General features: G+C 65.0%; 14 protein-coding genes. All 14 read right to left on the reverse strand.

From position 1 onward, the window contains the following. Positions 1-89: 89 nt before the first annotated feature. Positions 90-1,751, reverse strand: coding sequence for a cell division protein FtsZ (gene ftsZ, locus LB538_RS03135; RefSeq protein ID WP_224522863.1), 1,662 nt, complete (start codon positions 1,749-1,751; stop codon positions 90-92). A 67-nt stretch (positions 1,752-1,818) separates the two neighbouring features. Next, the gene (gene ftsA / locus LB538_RS03140; protein WP_224522864.1) at positions 1,819-3,126 is read right to left on the reverse strand and encodes a cell division protein FtsA; all 1,308 of its coding nucleotides are present in this window, start codon (positions 3,124-3,126) and stop codon (positions 1,819-1,821) included. After that, a complete protein-coding gene (locus LB538_RS03145) occupies positions 3,123-4,067 on the reverse strand; it encodes a cell division protein FtsQ/DivIB (protein ID WP_224522865.1) in 945 nt (314 codons plus the stop codon). The genes ftsA and LB538_RS03145 overlap by 4 nt, the downstream gene beginning before the upstream one ends. After that, on the reverse strand, positions 4,055-4,981 hold the full coding sequence (locus LB538_RS03150) for a D-alanine--D-alanine ligase (protein WP_224522866.1): 927 nt from the start codon (positions 4,979-4,981) through the stop codon (positions 4,055-4,057). Before LB538_RS03150 ends, LB538_RS03145 begins: the two co-directional genes overlap by 13 nt. 311 nt (positions 4,982-5,292) lie before the next feature. Next, the gene (gene murB / locus LB538_RS03155; RefSeq protein WP_095768996.1) at positions 5,293-6,258 is read right to left on the reverse strand and encodes a UDP-N-acetylmuramate dehydrogenase; all 966 of its coding nucleotides are present in this window, start codon (positions 6,256-6,258) and stop codon (positions 5,293-5,295) included. Beyond that, complete coding sequence (gene murC / locus LB538_RS03160; protein WP_140839709.1) at positions 6,255-7,661, reverse strand: UDP-N-acetylmuramate--L-alanine ligase; 1,407 nt, start codon at positions 7,659-7,661, stop codon at positions 6,255-6,257. Before murC ends, murB begins: the two co-directional genes overlap by 4 nt. Next, entirely contained in the window at positions 7,658-8,782 is a 1,125-nt protein-coding gene (gene murG / locus LB538_RS03165; protein ID WP_224522867.1) for an undecaprenyldiphospho-muramoylpentapeptide beta-N-acetylglucosaminyltransferase, read from the reverse strand. The genes murC and murG overlap by 4 nt, the downstream gene beginning before the upstream one ends. 6 nt (positions 8,783-8,788) lie before the next feature. Further along, the gene (ftsW, locus tag LB538_RS03170) at positions 8,789-9,940 is read right to left on the reverse strand and encodes a putative lipid II flippase FtsW (protein WP_140674748.1); all 1,152 of its coding nucleotides are present in this window, start codon (positions 9,938-9,940) and stop codon (positions 8,789-8,791) included. Beyond that, the gene (gene murD / locus LB538_RS03175; RefSeq protein ID WP_224522868.1) at positions 9,940-11,340 is read right to left on the reverse strand and encodes a UDP-N-acetylmuramoyl-L-alanine--D-glutamate ligase; all 1,401 of its coding nucleotides are present in this window, start codon (positions 11,338-11,340) and stop codon (positions 9,940-9,942) included. Before murD ends, ftsW begins: the two co-directional genes overlap by 1 nt. Before the next feature lie 10 nt (positions 11,341-11,350). Next, positions 11,351-12,433: a phospho-N-acetylmuramoyl-pentapeptide-transferase gene (gene mraY, locus LB538_RS03180; RefSeq protein WP_095768991.1), complete on the reverse strand. Its 1,083-nt coding sequence runs from the start codon at positions 12,431-12,433 to the stop codon at positions 11,351-11,353. A 26-nt stretch (positions 12,434-12,459) separates the two neighbouring features. Continuing rightward, on the reverse strand, positions 12,460-13,893 hold the full coding sequence (locus tag LB538_RS03185; RefSeq protein WP_224522869.1) for a UDP-N-acetylmuramoylalanyl-D-glutamyl-2,6-diaminopimelate--D-alanyl-D-alanine ligase: 1,434 nt from the start codon (positions 13,891-13,893) through the stop codon (positions 12,460-12,462). Then, positions 13,890-15,344, reverse strand: coding sequence for a UDP-N-acetylmuramoyl-L-alanyl-D-glutamate--2,6-diaminopimelate ligase (locus LB538_RS03190; RefSeq protein WP_224522870.1), 1,455 nt, complete (start codon positions 15,342-15,344; stop codon positions 13,890-13,892). Before LB538_RS03190 ends, LB538_RS03185 begins: the two co-directional genes overlap by 4 nt. 54 nt (positions 15,345-15,398) lie before the next feature. Next, a complete protein-coding gene (locus LB538_RS03195; protein WP_224522871.1) occupies positions 15,399-17,120 on the reverse strand; it encodes a peptidoglycan D,D-transpeptidase FtsI family protein in 1,722 nt (573 codons plus the stop codon). After that, a complete protein-coding gene (locus LB538_RS03200; RefSeq protein WP_095768987.1) occupies positions 17,117-17,512 on the reverse strand; it encodes a hypothetical protein in 396 nt (131 codons plus the stop codon). Before LB538_RS03200 ends, LB538_RS03195 begins: the two co-directional genes overlap by 4 nt.

The following is a 17,512-nucleotide window of genomic DNA, read 5'->3' on the forward strand; positions in this document are numbered from 1 at the left end:
TCTTTTGCAAAAGCAACAGGCAGACGATTTCTCGTCTGCCTGTTAACAACTGTTATATACCGTTAACGATCGGCGGTCCGCCGTATCGATCAGTTGGCCTGGCGGCGCAGGAAGGCCGGGATTTCCAGCTGGTCGTCTTCCTGGACTGTGCGGGCCTGCGGCGTCAGCCGGCCCTGGTCGTCGAGCTGGCCGCGGCGCGGCGCATAGAGCGCAGGATCCTGGCTGGCGAGACGGCGCATCTCGGGCGCGGCCTGGCGCAGCTTCGGCTCGCGCGGCTGCGCCGGCTGGAGCCGGGCGGGCTCTTCCTCGCGGCGGGTAAGGCCGTTGGTCAGCCGCTTGATCAGCCCCATCGGACCGCTGTTCTCATGGTCCGCGGGCCGGCTCTTGGCTTCGACTTCAGCCCTTACCACCGGCGGAAAGTCTTCCACGCGCGGCATGCGCTGCGGGGCCGCGGCCAACGGCTGCGGCATCTCGCGCTGCGGCGCGGGCTGCTGCATCACCTGCTGCGGCACCACCGGTTGCGGCTGCGGCTGGGCGGGCGGGGCCTGAAAGATCTTGCTCTGCGGCCGGAAGTCGTCGACCGGCACGGGGCGCGGCTGCGCCATGGCGGCGGCGTTGGCCTCGGCAAGCTGGATCGCTTCCGCGACCGGATCGACCGCGCGCGGCTCATAGGCCTGCGGCTGAACCGGAGCGGGGCGGATTTCGGCAACCGGAGCCACCGCCGGACGGGCGGCCGGCTTCTGCGGCGCGCGGATCGAGATCGGCGCAGCCGCGATTTCGGCCGCCGACTTGTCGATGCCGGTGGCGACGACCGACACGCGGATCACGCCTTCCAGCTCTTCGTCGAAGGTGGCGCCCAGGATGATGTTGGCGTCCTGGTCGACTTCCTCGCGGATGCGGGTCGCAGCCTCGTCCACCTCGAACAGGGTGAGATCGCGGCCGCCGGTGATCGAGATCAGCAGGCCCTTGGCGCCCTTCATCGAGGTCTCGTCGAGCAGCGGGTTGGCGATGGCGGCTTCAGCAGCGGCCATCGCGCGGCCCTCGCCCGAAGCCTCGCCCGTGCCCATCATCGCCTTGCCCATCTCGCGCATCACCGAGCGGACGTCGGCGAAGTCGAGATTGATCAGGCCTTCCTTGACCATCAGGTCGGTGATGCAGGCGACGCCCGAATAGAGCACCTGGTCGGCCATTGCGAAGGCATCAGCGAAGGTGGTCTTGTCATTGGCCAGCCGGAACAGGTTCTGGTTGGGGATGACGATCAGCGTGTCGACGCATTTCTGCAGTTCCTCGATGCCCATGTCGGCCGTCTTCATGCGGCGCTGACCCTCGAAATGGAACGGCTTGGTGACAACGCCGACGGTGAGGATGCCCTTCTCGCGCGCCGCGCGGGCAACGACCGGAGCGGCGCCTGTGCCGGTGCCGCCGCCCATGCCGGCGGTGACGAAGCACATATGGGTGTTGGAGAGATGATCGATGATCTCGTCGATGCACTCTTCCGCCGCCGCGCGGCCGACTTCCGGCTGCGAGCCGGCGCCGAGGCCTTCGGTGACATGCGCGCCGAGCTGGATCAGCCGCTCGGCCTTGGACATCGTCAGCGCCTGCGCGTCGGTGTTGGCCACCACGAACTCGACGCCGCGCAGGCCGGCTGTGATCATGTTGTTCACGGCATTGCCGCCGCCGCCGCCGACACCGAACACGGTGATGCGTGGCTTGAGCTCGGTGATGTCCGGCTTCTGCAGATTGATGGTCATTGTCTCCGTCCTTTGCCTTTCCCGCCGCCTCGCCGCTGCGGCCGCCTATGGGGCTGTCCCCGTCAAATTAAAAACTGTCTCTCAACCACTGACTCATGCGATGCAGTTTTCCGTCCGTTCCGGTCATCCTGAAACCGGAAAGTCCTTTCGCCGAATGGCTCTCGAAGCTCGCCATCTGCGGATAGATCATCAGTCCGACCGGGGTCGAGAACGCCGGTCCCTTGGCCGCCTCCGGCAGGCCTGCGACGCCGAGCGGCCGGCCGATGCGCACATTGCGCCCGAGAATGCGGCGCGCCGCTTCCGGCAGGCCGGCGAGCTGGCTTGCGCCGCCGGTGAGCACCACCCGCTTGCCGACGGCATTGCCGTAGCCGGACTTGTTCAGCCGGTCGCGCAGAAGCTCCAGCGTCTCGTCGATGCGGGCGCGGATGATGCGCGTCATTACCGAGCGCGGGATCTGCAGCGGCACATCGCCTTCCTCGCCGATCGGCTGGATCGAGACGAGGTCGCGGTCGTCGGCGCTGCCGGGCAGCGCCGAGCCATGCATCACCTTCAGCCGTTCCGCGGCATCGAGCGAGGTCGACAGGCCCTTGGCCATGTCGAGCGTCACATGGTTGCCGCCGATGGCGATCGCGTCGCCATGGACGAACTTGCCCTCCGAGAAGACCGAGATGGTCGTCGTCCCGCCGCCCATATCGATGCAGGCTGCGCCCATTTCGAGCTCGTCGTCGACCAGCGAGGCAAGCCCGCTGGCATAGGGCGTCGCCACCATGCGCTCGACAGACAGATGCGAGCGATTGATGCAAAGCTCCAGATTTCGCATCGGCGCCGCGTCGCCCGTCAGCACATGCATGTCGACGCCAAGCGCATCGCCTATCATGCCGCGCGGGTCGCGCATGCCGCGCTCGCCGTCGAGCGAGAAACCGACGGGCAGCGAATGGATCACCTCGCGCTCCGCCCTGAGCGCCTGTTTGGCGCCGGCGGCGAGCACGCGCTTGATGTCGACTTCCTCGACCTGATGGCCGCCGAGATTGATCGTCGCCGAGAAGGCTTCGCTCTTCAGCCGGCCGGCCGTCATGTTGACGATGAGGGAATCGACGGTGAGCCCGGCCATGCGCTCGGCCGCATCGACGGCAAGCCGGATGGCATGCTCGGCGCGATCGAGATCGACCACCACGCCGGACTTCACACCTTGCGATTTCTGGTGGCCGATGCCGATCACCTGGATGCGATGCGAACGTCCGCGCAGCAGCTTGCCGTCCTCGTTCGGCTTCAGCTTCGCCACGACGCAGCAGACCTTGCTGGAGCCGACATCGAGCACCGTGAGCGTGCCCGACCGGCGCGAAGAAGCGTCGCCGCCGCCGCCAAGCCAGCTCATATCTTTCTCTCCACCTTGCGCTTGGCCAGGGACTTCGGCTTGTCGCTGAGCGCTGCTTCGCGCTGTGTCGCCGCTTCCGGCGACAGCTCCACGACCAGCCGGTCGGAAAGCCGCATGTCGACGGCGGCGATGTCGCGGGTCAGCAATCCGTTGTCATGGTCGATCTTGACGAGCTCGGCGATCGCCTGGTCCTCGCCGTCTTCCGGCAGCTTGATCGTGATGCCGTTCTCAAGCCTCAGGTCCCAGCGCCGTTCGCCGACCCGGATGTAGCCTTTGACCCGCGCCGCAAGCTCGGGATAGCGCTCGATCTTGGCGAGGAAGGCCGGCGCCATGGCCGGCGCGCCGGTGCCGATGATCAGCGGCAGCAGCGCCTGCTTGCCGCCCGAGAACGGCGCGATCATCTCGCCCGATCGCTCGATGACCGAGACCGAGGTGCCCTGCTGCCAAAGCGCGAAGGGCTGACGCTCTTCGATGCGCACTTCCAGCGTATGCGGGTAGATCTTGCGCACCGCGGCTCCCTCGACCCACGGCAGCGTCGCGATGCGCTCGCGCGCGGCCTCGGCATCGAAGCCGATCAGCGAGGTCCAGCCGTCGAGGCCGAGCCGGTCCAGCACATCGATCTCGGAGGTCTGGCGGTTGCCGACCACCTTGATCTGGTCGACGGCAAAGCCGGTGCGCGCCGTCACGCCCTGCACGATGCTGTCGCCGTAGCCGCCGAGATAGGCGCCATAGGCGCTGCTCGACGCGATCAGCGCGGCGGAAAGGATCGCCGCCGAAAAGCGCGGCGCCTCATACTCGCCGCCGCACAGGCGCGCCAGCACGCGCATCGGCCGGCGAAGCTGACGCGGCAAAACGAAACGGTCGAATGACAGCGACATACCGAACAGCGCGAGACCAGCCGCGCCGACGCCATTACCCTGCCCCAACCTCAACGCAGACACGAAGCGTCCTCCACCATCCAACTCAACAAATCGCCGAACGAATGTCCCGCTTGCGCGGCGATTTCAGGCACCAGAGACGTCGGCGTCATGCCCGGCTGAGTGTTGACCTCGAGCCAGACAACCTCGCCGTTTTCGGAGTGGCGATCGTCGTAACGGAAGTCCGATCGGGAGACGCCCCGGCAACCAATGGCAAGATGAGCCTTGAGGGCCAGTGTCTGTATTTTTTGGTAAATATTCGGTGAAATTTTAGCAGGGATTTCGTGTTTTGATCCGCCGGGAACGTATTTTGAATCGTAATCGTAGAAGGAATGCCCGGTCGGGATGATCTCGCAGACGCCGAGCGCCACATCGCCCATCACCGCGCAGGTCAATTCGCGGCCATGAATGTAGCGCTCGACCATGACGATCTCGCCATATTGCCATTCCGTGGAGCCGATCACCTGCGGCGGATGCGACTGCCCCTCATGCACGATGACCACGCCGAAGCTCGACCCCTCATTGACCGGCTTGACCACATAAGGCGGCTTCATCGGATGCCTGCTCTGGACGGCGAAGCGGTTGACCACCTTCGACTCCGCGACCGGAATGCCGGACGCCTTGGCGATTTTCTTGGCCTGCTCCTTGTTCATGGCCAAGGCCGAAGCGAGCACACCCGAATGGGTGTAGGGAATTGCGAGATATTCGAGAATTCCCTGGATGGTGCCGTCCTCGCCGAACGGACCGTGCAGCGCGTTGAAAGCGACGTCAGGCTTGAGCTCGGCAAGCACAGACCCGACATCGCGCGAAACATCGACCCGGGTGACCTGATAGCCTTCATTCTCGAGCGCATCCGCACACGCCTTCCCCGAGGACAGAGACACGGGCCGCTCCGAGGAGAATCCACCCAGGAGGACAGCCACATGCTTCTTCTTCATCCCGTCATCCCCTCTCACGCCGGGCCTGCAACCGATATTCCCGCACCGCATTTCCAAACATTGAGTCCGAGCCCTCCGGCAGGTTGCCCCCCAGACGGAAAACGCGGCTTAACGCGTCGAACGACTCAAATCAGGAAACGCTTTAGGGCAGAGAATCAGAGAGTTGATTCGCTGGCAAGTACCTATGATTCCGAGAGATTCACTTTCCGCGAAAACAGCCGCAAAAAGTGAATTGTGAGTCTTTGAGGCAACGGTTCTACGGCTGTTTCAGATCACTGGAAGTTCAAGCATCACATGAACTTAAGCCTAAGCTAAAGAAGCTGCCCGAGAAACTCCTGCACCGCATGGCCGGGCCTGAAATTGCCGAGGCGCTTGATCTCCCAGTGCAGCCGGATGCCCGAATTCTCGAGCACCCGCGCCCGCACCGTCTCGCCCAGATATTCGAGGTCGTAGCCGGTGGCCGTACCGGTGTTGATCATGAAGTTGCAATGCATCGGCGACATCTGCGCGCCGCCGATCATCAGCCCGCGGCAGCCGGCCTTGTCGATCTCCTTCCACGCCGAGGTGCCTTCCGGATTCTGGAAGGTCGAGCCGCCGGTCTTCTCCCTGATCGGCTGCACCGTCTCGCGATGGTTCTGCACGGCATCCATTGCCGCCTTGATCGCCGCCTTGTCTTCCGCAAACCCTTCGAAAATGGCCGAGGTGAAGATCAGTCCTGCAGGCGCGGACGAATGGCGATAGGCATAGCCCATATCGGCATTGCTCAGCGTATGGAGATTGCCCCTGCGATCCAGAGCCCTCACCTCGACGACCCGCTCACGCGTCTCGACGCCGTTGGCGCCGGCATTCATCCTGAGCGCGCCGCCGACAGCGCCAGGAATGCCGTGATAGAAATGGAAGCCGCCAATGCCGGCTTCATACGCCACCGCCGCGAGGCGCTTGTCCGGCGTCGCCGCGCCGGCTTTGATCGTGGTCGGCCCGGTGGTCTCGGCCTCGCCGAAACCCTTGGCCGAGAGCCTGACGACAAAACCCGGAATGCCGCCGTCGCGCACCAGAAGGTTCGAGCCGACGCCGACCACCACGACCGGTATCTCTTCCGGCACCGCGCGCAGAAAGGCCGCGAGGTCCTCCTCGTCGGCCGGCTGGAACAACGCCTCGGCGAGGCCACCGGCCCGGAACCAGGTGATCTTGTCCATCTCGGCGTTCGGCGTGATACGGCCACGCAGGCCGGCAAGCTTGTCGCCGAGTTTATCGATCAGGTCCTGGCCGCGCATCATGAGGGCGTCCCACCAAGTTCCTTGGGCAGCGCGTAAGCCCATTGCGTGATGTTGCCGGCGCCGAGGAAGACGACGAAATCGCCGGGCTTGGCAAGCTCGCGAATGGCGGGCGCGATTGCTGCCTGACCATCGATATAGCGTGCGTCGCGGTGGCCGCCGGAGCGGATGCGCGACACCAACGCGTCGGAAGTCACGCCTTCGATGGGTTCCTCGCCGGCCGCGTAGACCGGCGCCACCATGACCGTGTCGGCGTCGTTGAAGCAGACCGAGAATTCCTCGAAGAGATCGTGCAGCCGGGTGAAGCGATGCGGCTGCGCGATGGCGATGACACGCCCCTTGGTCGCGCTGCGCGCGGCCTTCAGCACCGCCGCGATCTCGACCGGGTGGTGGCCGTAATCGTCGAACACCTCGACACCGTTCCACGAGCCGGTACGGGTGAAGCGCCGCTTGACGCCCGCGAAGGACGAAAGGCCCTTCTTGATCGCCTCGGCCGAGAGGCCAAGCTCATGCGCCACCGCGATCGCCGCCGTCGCGTTGGAGACGTTGTGCCGGCCGGGCATCGGCAGGCGCAGGTCATTTATCGACGTCGTGCCCCGCCCCTTGCGATCGCGGATGACGATATCGAATTCGGAAATCGCGCCTTGCATGCGATGATTGGTGAAGCGCACGTCGGCCTGCGCGTTCTCGCCATAGGTGATGACGCGCCGATCCTCGATGCGGCCGACCAGCGCCTGCACTTCCGGATGGTCGGTGCACATCACGCCGAAACCGTAGAACGGCACGTTCTCGACGAACTGGCGGAACGCCTCGCGCACCTTGTCGAAGCTGCCATAGTGGTCGAGATGCTCGGGATCGATGTTGGTGACGACGGCGATGTCGGCCGGCAGTTTCAGGAAGGTGCCGTCGCTCTCGTCGGCTTCGACCACCATCCACTCGCCGTCGCCCATGCGGGCATTGGTGCCGTAGGCGTTGATGATGCCGCCATTGATGACGGTCGGGTCGAGCCCGCCGGCCTCGAGCAGCGTCGCCACCATCGAGGTGGTCGTCGTCTTGCCATGCGTGCCGCCGATGGCGACCGCCTGGCGGAAACGCATCAGTTCGGCCAGCATCTCGGCCCGGCGCACGATCGGCAAAAGCTTCTCGCGCGCGGCCTTGAGCTCCGGGTTGGACTTCTTGATCGCGGTCGAGACGACCACCACTTCGGCGTCGCCGACATTCTCGGCCTTGTGGCCGACGAAGCATTCGATACCCTTGTCGCGCAGCCGCTGCACATTGGCGCCGTCGGCTTGGTCGGACCCCTGCACCTTGTAGCCGAGATTGTGCAGCACCTCGGCGATGCCGCTCATGCCGATGCCGCCGATGCCGATGAAATGCACAAGACCGATCGTCTGCGGCATCTTCATGGGCGCGTCCTCCTGTAGTCCGAAACCGTTTTGCCGGACGCAATAGCCTCTGTCAGATCGGCGAGCAACCGCGCCGCGTTCGGTTTCCCGGCCGAGCGGGCGGCGGCGGCCATGGTCGCCAGCCGGTTCGGGTCCTTGACCAGCCCGCCGACCAGCTCGGCGATGCGCGCCGCCGACAGCGTCGACTGCGGATGGAGCTCGGCTCCCCCGGCGGCGGCAAGGGCTGCCGCATTCGCCGCCTGATCGTGGTCGAGCGCGTGCGGATAAGGCACCAGCAGTGCCGGCCGGCCGATGACGGCGATTTCCGAAACCGTCGAGGCGCCGGAACGCGACATCACCAGATGCGCCGCCCCGATGCGCGCCGCCATGTCAGTAAAGAAGGGCGAAACCTGGGCGTCGACGCCGAGATCGGCATAGGCCGCCTTCACCCGCGCCACATCCTCGGCGCGCGCCTGCTGGGTGATCACCAGCCGCTTGCGCAGGTCTTGCGGCAGCAGCGCGATCGCCGCGGGCACCGCGTCGGAAAAGAATTGCGCGCCCTGGCTGCCGCCAAACACCAGGAAGCGGAACGGCTCGCCCTCGTTCGAAATCACGTAAGGCGTTTTCGCCGCATCGAGGACCTGCGGCCTGACCGGATTGCCGGTGGTCACCGTCTTTGCGCCGTCAGCGCTTGCGCCTTCCGGCAGGAAACCGCCGGCAATCGCATCCACGCGGCCGGCAAGCGCCTTGTTGGCGCGGCCCATGACGGCGTTCTGCTCATGGATCAGCGTCGGCACTTTTCGCCTTGTCGCGGCATAGAGCGGCGGCAGCGTCGGATAGCCGCCGAAGCCGACGACAGCCTCCGGCTTGATCCTGGCGATTACACGGCCGGCCTCCCGCACGCCCTGCCAGATCTTCCAGAAGGCCGAGAGCATGGCGACCGGGTTCTTCGAACCCAGCGTTGCCGAGGGGATGGTGTGAATGTCGGCTGCCGGGAAATGGCGGGAATAGCGCTCGGCGCGATTGTCGGTGGCAAGATGCACCTTCCAGCCGCGCTCGATCAGCTCATGCGCCAGCGCCTCGGCCGGAAACAGATGTCCGCCCGTTCCGCCGGCCGCAAGCAGGATGACACCCTTCGCCATCCTGCCTCATTCCGCCGGCATTGCGCGCTGCGAAAGGACGAAGCCCATCTGCTTGCGCTTTTCCGGACGCTTGCGCGTCAAGGCGAGCACCATGCCCATCGAGACGGCGATGGCGATCTGCGAGGAGCCGCCATAGGAGATGAAGGGCAGCGTCATGCCCTTGGCCGGCATCAGCTGCAGGTTCACGCACATGTTGATGGCCGATTGCAGGCCGAAGACGGTGACGAGGCCGCCCACCGCATAGCGGGTGAAATCGTCCTGCTCCTTGAGCGCGATGCTCAGGCCGCGCAGCACGATGAAGGCGAAGATCGACATGATGAAGAAGCACATTATGAGGCCGAACTCCTCGCCGGCGACCGAGAAGACGAAGTCGGCGTGGCTGTCGGGGATGACCCGCTTCACCGTGCCCTCGCCCGGGCCGACGCCGAACCAGCCGCCATTGATCAGCGCCTCGCGGCCCATATCGACCTGGAAGGTGTCGCCTTCGCCGGTCATGAACTTGTCGATGCGCGCGGCGACGTGCGGAAACACCGTATAGGCCGCGAACACGCCGCCGACGCCGGCAGCCCCCAGCGCGACGATCCAGAACCAGGGCAGGCCGGCCATGAAGAACATCACGCCCCAGGTGCCCAGCACCAGCATGGTCTGGCCGAGATCGGGCTGAGCCACCAGAAGCGAGATGACCAGCGCCAGCAAAAGCATGGCGAACAGATTGCCGGGAATGTCTGGCTGGCGCCTGTGCTCCGCAAACAGCCAGGCGCAGATGATGACGAACGCCGGTTTCAGGAACTCGGACGGCTGGATGGAAAGACCGGCGAGCGATACCCAGCGCCGCGCCCCCTTCACCTCGACGCCGATGTAGAGCACCGCCACCATCAGCACCAGCATAATGCAGATCATCACCAGCGACATGCGCCTTATCTGCCGCGCCTCCAGGAAAGAGACTGCCAGCATCACGATAAGCGCCGGGATGGTGAAGATGATCTGGCGTGTGGCGAAGTGGAAGCTGTCGAGGCCGATGCGCTCGGCCACAGCCGGACTTGCGGCGAAAGACAGCACGATGCCCAGTCCCATCAGCGACAGGAATGCCGCCAGGAACCAGCGATCGATCGTCCACCACCAGGTGGCGACAGGACTTTTGTCGAGACGGCTTTGCATCAACGTGGCCCTCCGATGGATTTCACCCCATCAATAGCAGTCGCAGCTTGCCTGAAGGCTTCGCCGCGAACTTCGAAATTCTTGAACTGGTCGAAACTGGCACAAGCCGGCGAAAGCAGCACCACGGCCTCGCCGCCGGTGTCCTTTGCCGCGTCGTTGGCGGCATGCTCGACCGCCGCCGCCAGCGTTCCGGATATTTCGTAGGGTACTGCCTCGCCGAGCGTCGCCGAGAAGGCTGGCGCCGCCTCGCCGATCAGATAGGCCTTGGCGATGCGCGGGAAGAAGCCGCGCAGCGGCTCGATGCCGCCTTCCTTGGGCAGGCCGCCGGCGATCCAATAGACGCGGTTGAAACTCGACAGCGCGGGTGCGGCCGCATCGGCATTGGTCGCCTTGGAATCGTTGACGAACAGCACATGGTCCTTGCGGCCGACCTGCTCCATGCGATGCGCCAGCCCCGGGAAGCTCTCGAGGCCGGCCTGGATCTCGCCGAGATCGAGGCCGATCCTCAGGCACGCGGCGACGGCGGCCAGCGCGTTCTGCGCGTTGTGCTGGCCGCGCAGCGACCCGATGCCTTCGAGGAAGGCGACGCGGCTGTAGCGGCCGTGCACGGCTTCCATCAGATTGGTGCCGTCGGCGAAATAGCCGTCCGTCAAAGGCAGGCGCTTGGAAATGCGGATGACCTGCCGGCCGGCGCGCTCCAGTCGGTCGGCGATCTGGGCGCACCAGGAATCGTCGACGCCGACGATCCCGGTGTCGCTGCCGGCGACCAGCCTCTCCTTGATCGAGGCGTAATGCGCCATCGTGCCGTGCCGGTCGAGATGGTCTGGCGTAAGGTTGAGCAGGATGCCGGCGGTCGGATTGATGGAGGGCGCGAGATCGATCTGGTAGGACGAGCACTCGACCACATAGTGCCGCGTCGGCTCGGGCGGATCGAGCGTCATGACGGCACGACCGATATTGCCGCCCATCTGCGTGTCGCGGCCCGCCGACTTCAGGATATGCGCCGTCAGCGCCGTCGTCGTCGACTTGCCGTTGGTTCCGGTAATCGCGATGAAGGGTGCTGCCGGCGCGTGGCTGTTGCGTTCGCGGCAGAACAGCTCGATATCGCCGATCACCTCGACGCCGGCGCCGCGCGCCAGCTCCACCGTCCAATGCGGCTTCGGATGCGTCAGCGGCACCCCCGGCGACAGCACGAAGGCGGCGAAATGCGGCCAGTCGGCCGCGCTCAGATCTCCGGTCGTAATCCCCGCGGCCGCTGCCTTGGCGACGCTGTCTGGATTGTCGTCCCAGGCCAGCACCTCGGCGCCGCCTGCGATCAGCGCATGCGCGGTGGCGATCCCCGAGCCGCCAAGCCCGAAGAGCGAAATGCGTTTGCCTGAAAAGGAAGCAGCGGGGATCAAGCAGCGAGTCCTATCTGAGCTTGAGGGTGGACAGGCCGACCAGCGCCAGGATGACGGCAATGATCCAGAAGCGTATCACCACCTGGCTTTCGGTCCAGCCGAGCTTTTCGAAATGGTGATGGATCGGCGCCATCAGGAAGACGCGCTTGCCGGTCATCTTGAAATAGCCGACCTGGATGATGACCGACAGGATCTCGACCACGAACAGGCCGCCGACGATCACCAGCACGATCTCGTGCTTGGTAGCGACCGCGATGGTGCCGATCAGCCCGCCCATCGCCAGCGACCCGGTGTCGCCCATGAAGATCGCGGCCGGCGGCGCGTTGAACCAAAGGAAGCCGAGGCCCGCGCCAATCACCGCGCCGAGCACGACGGCGAGCTCACCGGTGCCGGGAACGAAATGGATCTGCAGATATTCGGCGAACACCGCGTTGCCCGAAAGATAGGCGATGACGCCGAAGGACGCCGCCGCGATCATGATCGGCACGATCGCCAGGCCGTCGAGGCCGTCGGTCAGGTTCACCGCATTGCCGGCGCCAACGATGACGAAGCAGGAGAACGGCACGAAGAACCAGCCGAGGTTGATCAGGAATTCCTTGGCGAAGGGAAAGGTCAGCGACGACGAGAACGGCGCCTGGCCGTTATGCATGATCACCCAGGCCGCGATGGCGGCGATGACGAACTCGATCGCCAGGCGAGCCTTGCCGGAGAAGCCCAGATGCGACTGCTTGGTGACCTTGAGATAGTCGTCGTAGAAGCCGATCGAGCCGAAGCCGACGGTGACCAGCAACACGACCCAGACATAGATGCTGGACAGGTTTGCCCATAAGAGCGACGAACCGATGATGCCGGACAGGATCATCAGCCCGCCCATGGTCGGCGTTCCGGCCTTCTTGAAATGCGTCTGCGGGCCGTCGGCGCGGATCGGCTGGCCCTTGCCCTGCCGCAGGCGCAGCGAATTGATGATCGTCGGCCCAAAGATGAAGACGATAAGCGCCGACGTGATCAGCGCGCCGCCTGTACGAAAAGTGATGTAGCGGAAGACGTTGAAGAACGAGATCTTGTCCGCGAAATCGACGAGCAGTGTGAACATGGTCCTTCCGTCCCCCGGAGCCCGACCTAGGCCGGCTTAATGTTTGTGGCTTCCGCCGGAAATTTGCCGAGCAATGCCTCGACCAGCTTTGAAAACCCGATGCCCTTCGACGACTTGACCATCACCACGTCGCCGGGCCTGAGCGCGGCGATCACGATCGGCTTCAGTTCTTCCGCTCCCGATCGATACTCGGTTGCAATGTCTGACGGCAGGGCCTCGGCCAGCGCCTGCATTTCCGGGCCGCCGAGAAAGACGTTGCGCGTGCCCGTGCCGACGATCAGCTTGGCAAGCGCTGCGTGGAGATCTGCCGAATGGCTGCCGAGCTCCAGCATGTCGCCGAGCACGGCGATGCGCCGGCCCTCGCCCGCGACCGGCGTGGCGTTGAGCAGCGCCATTGCCGCCGCCATCGACGCCGGATTGGCGTTGTAGCTCTCGTCGATCAGCGTGATCGGCCCGTTGGGATGATGCAGGATATGGCGCCGGCCCCGCCCGCGCTCGGCCGAAAGATCTGCCAGTGCCGCCGCGACCTTGTCGAGGTCGGCGCCGACCAGCTGCGCGGCGCCCAGCACCGCCAGCACGTTCTGCACGATATGGCGGCCGGGCGCCCCGACACGAGCCGTCAGGTCTTTCTTGCCGATCTTGACCGCGATGTCGGAATGGTCGGCATGAAGCTCGCAGCCGACAAGGCGGAACGCCGAGCGGACATTTTCGCCGAAGCCGAAGACATGCTCGACGCCCGCCTCTTTCGCCATTTTGCCGAGCAGCTTCCAGCGTGGATCGTCGCGGTTGAGCAGCGCGGCGCCACCCGGCTCGATTCCCTCGAAAATCTCGGCCTTGGCCATGGCGATCTCGTCGAGATTCTTGAAGAAGCCGAGATGAGCGGCGGCGATTATGGTCACGATGGCGACATGCGGCCTGACCATCTTGACCAGCGGCCGGATCTCGCCCGGATGGTTCATGCCGATCTCGAAGACGGCATAGTCGCAGTCCTGCGGCATGCGCGCCAGCGTCAGCGGCACGCCCCAATGGTTGTTGAACGACTGCGCCGAAGCATGCACCTTGCCGACCGCCGACAGCACATGGCGCAGCGCTTCCTTGGTGGTCGTCTTGCCGGCCGAGCCGGTGACCGCGATGATCCTGGCCTTCGAGCGAGCCCGCGCCGCCACGCCGAGCTTCTCGAGGGCCGCGAGCACGTCCTGCACGACGATCATCGGCGCCGTCAGCCGGCCAAGCGAAGGCAGCTTGCCCTCGGCGATGACCAGCACCGCCGCTCCGGCCTTGACCGCCGCGGTCGCGAAATCATGGCCGTCCATCGCTTCGCCCTTGATGGCGAAGAAGGCGTTTCCCGGTTCCAGACTGCGGCTGTCGATCGAAATGCCGGTGATGCCTTCCGGCAGCAAGCCGATCGGCCTGCCGCCCATGGCTTCGACGAGCGCTTCCGACGTCCACAGCAGGTTCATGCGGCGAGCTCCTTGAGCGCCTCGCGCACTTCCTCATGGTCGGAGAAGTGGAAGGTTTCGGTGCCGACGGTCTGGCCTTCCTCATGTCCCTTGCCGGCGACGATGAGCGTGTCGCCGGCGCGAAGCATCGCCACTGCCTCGTGGATTGCCTTGCGGCGATCGCCGATCTCGATGGCGCCGGGTGCCGCGGCGAGGATCGCCGCGCGGATGGTTTCCGGCACTTCCGTGCGCGGGTTGTCGTCGGTGACGATGACGACATCGGCGAGCCGGGTCGCGATCTCGCCCATGATCGGCCTTTTTCCCCGGTCGCGGTCGCCGCCGCAGCCGAACACCACGACGACGCGCCCCGTGGTGAAAGGCCGGACCGAGTTCAGGACATTCTCTAGCGCATCGGGCTTGTGGGCGTAGTCGACATAAACGGGAGCGCCGGCCGCGGTGGCGCCGACGAGGTCGAGTCGGCCCGGCGCGCCCTTCAATTTCTCCAATGCCGCCAAGGCTTTGCCCGCGGGTGTTCCAGTCGCGATAGCAAGCCCGGCCGAGACCAGCGCGTTGGCGATCTGGAAATCACCGGCCAAAGGCAGCTCGACCTCGTGCAGCACGCCGTCGGCCACGATTTCGGCGCGCTGGCGATGCCGCTCATGCTCGACCCGCTTCAGCGTCAGGAAATCGCCATGACGGCCCACGGTCAGCACTTCCAGCCCCGCCGCTTTCGCGGCTTCGATGGTCGGCTCCGACCACGGATCGTCGGCAAAGACGATAGCGGGCGCGCCCTTCGGCAGCAGCGTGTCGAACAGGCGCAGCTTGGCGCGGTGATAATCCTCGACCGTGGGATGGTAATCCATATGGTCGCGGCCGAGATTGGTAAAAGCGCCGGCCGCGAGCTTCACCCCGTCGAGGCGGCGCTGGTCGAGACCGTGGCTTGAGGCTTCCATCGAGGCGTGGGTGACGCCCGCATCCGCCAGTTCCTTGAGCAATCGGTGCAGCGCCACCGGATCGGGCGTTGTCAGCGAGCCATATTCGTTGCGGCCGGGCGCCACCACGCCGGTCGTGCCGATCGAGGCGGCGGCAAAACCCGCCTGCTCCCAGATCTGGCGGGTGAAGGCGGCGACGGATGTCTTGCCGGCGGTGCCGGTAACGGCGACCATGGTCTGCGGCTGGCGTCCGAAGAAGCGCGCGGCGCTGAGCGCCAGCGCCAGGCGCGGATCATCGACGGGAAGGACCGGGATCGACAGGCTGGAGACGCTCACGCCCTTGCCGGTGACGATCGCAGCCGCGCCGCGGGCCGCGGCATCGGCGGCATAGGTCGAGCCGTCCGCCTTGCTGCCGGCAAGCGCGAAGAAGACGACGCCGGTCTTGACCGCGCGGGAATCGGAGGAAAGTCCGGTCACCTCCAGGTCGGGGGAAGCTGTTCCCTCAACAGGTAGGATGCCGGCTAGATCTTTTAGATGCATTGAGTCCCGTTCACCGCAACAAAATAGCGCGCAGTTGCCGGCGCGCCCCAAGAATCACTGATAGGAAACCAGCGTTGCACCATTTTCATGGCTGAAATCTGGCTTCACGCCAAGCATGGCCGCAGAACGCCTGATGATATTGCCAGCCATAACTCCCGCATTGTTGGCGGCGACGTCGGTCATCCCGGGCTTTTCCGGATGAGGAGCGTCGGCGATCGTGAACACCAGAAATTGCGGATCGTCCATCGGGAAGGCGGCGACGAAGGTGTTGAAGTTCAACTCCTTGGAGTAGCGGCCATTGATGACCTTCTCGGCCGTTCCTGTCTTTCCACCGACCCGGTAGCCGGGGGCCCTGGCGTTTCTGGCCGAGCCCTTCTCGGCGTTGAGCGTATAGAGGTAGCGCATGCCTTCGACCGTCTTGTCGCTGACCACTCTCTTGGCCACCGCCATGGCCTCCTCCTCGCTACGGACCAGGAATGTCGGCTCGATCAGATAGCCCTGCATCAGCGCCGCGCAGCCGACGGCGGCCTGCAGGGGCGTCGTCGACACGCCATGACCGAAGGCGATGGTGAACGAGTTGACCTGTTTCCAGACCTTGGGTTCGGTCGGGCGGGCGACTTCCGGCAGTTCGGTCTGCATCCGGTCCAGAATCCCGAGGCGGTGCAGGAATTCGCGATGCCCCTCGATGCCGACCAGCTCGGCTTCTCTGGCTGACCCGATGTTGGACGAAAAGAGGAACACCTCCGGCAGCGACAGCACGCGGTTCTTGCCGTGGAAATCGTGAATGGCCTGATGGCCGACCCGGATCGGATGCGACGCGTCGAAGCGGCTCGCCATCGTCGCTTTGCCGGAATCGAGCGCCATGGCCGAGGTGAAGCTCTTGAAGGTTGAGCCCATCTCGTAAAGACCGGCCGACATGCGGTTCAGCCGGTCTTTTTCCTGGGCGTTGTAAGGATTGTTCGGATCGAAATCCGGCACCGAGGCCATGGCCATCACTTCGCCGGTCTTGATGTTCAGCACGACGGCGCCGGCGCCGATGGCGCGATAGCGCTCCAGGCCGGCGGCGATCTCGTCGCGCACCACATGCTGGACGCGCAGATCGATCGAAAGCTTGACCGGCTTGAGATCCTTGGCCACGGCGAGCCCCGACGCCTGCAGGTCGCTCAGCCCCTGCTCGTCGATATACTTCTCCATGCCGGAGATGCCCTGGTTGTCGATGTTGGTGAGGCCGACGATATAGGACGAGGTCTCGCCGCTCGGATAGAAGCGGCGCTTTTCGGTGCGGAAGCCGAGGCCGGGAACGCCCAGCGCCAGGATGTCGGCCTGCTGCTTCGGCGTCAGCTGGCGCTGCAACCAGACGAAGCCGGCGCCGCTCTTGAGCTTGCGATAGGTCTGCTCGTAGTCGATCTCCGGCAGCACGGTCGACAATCTCTCGATCGCTTCGTCGGCGTCGACGATGCGGCGCGGCTCGGCAAACAGCGACGCGGTCTTGATGTCGGTCGCCAGCACCTCGCCATTGCGGTCGACGATATCCGGACGTGATGCAGTGACGCGGTTCTCCGGGCCGCCCGAAAGATCGGGGTTCTGCAGCCCGAGGTAGACGAGCCTGCCGGCGATTGTCGAATAGATGGTGAAGAACACCGCCATGGTCATGACGATGCGCGTCTTGGCCTTGCCGCCAGTCGCCTTGCGGGCGGCGTCGACGACGATCGAGCCGTCCTCAACCTGCTTCTTCCGGCGCGTCAGCAGGCCGCCGATCCTTGGAAGGCCGATCATTGAACGGTGCTCCCGGTGACCACCGGATCCTTGCCGTCCGAGGGCTCCTTGCCCGAATTGTCGGCCATGCCGCCAAGCTGCTGCGAGGAGAGGTCTTCGATGGTCACGGGTTTCACCGGAATGTCGTCGAGCCCGCCGATCTGGTGCGCGTTGACCGGTTCGAGCCCGAGCTGGCTCTTATAGACGTCGGCAAGCTTCTGCAGTCGCGACGGCTGAGTGAGCAGGCTCCAGTCCGCCTTGAGGAGATCGATGGTCTCTTCCTCGTAGTGGATCTGCGCCTGGATCTTCTGCACGGCCGCCTGTTGCTCTTCGGCTTCGCGCTTCGTTTTGTAGGTCAGCGCCGCGGCCGAGACCATGACGGCGATCAGGACTATGTCGCTGGTACGAAACAC

It is taken from the genome of Mesorhizobium sp. Ca11 (assembly GCF_020165275.1).
In the GTDB taxonomy this organism is placed as follows: Bacteria; Pseudomonadota; Alphaproteobacteria; order Rhizobiales; family Rhizobiaceae; genus Mesorhizobium.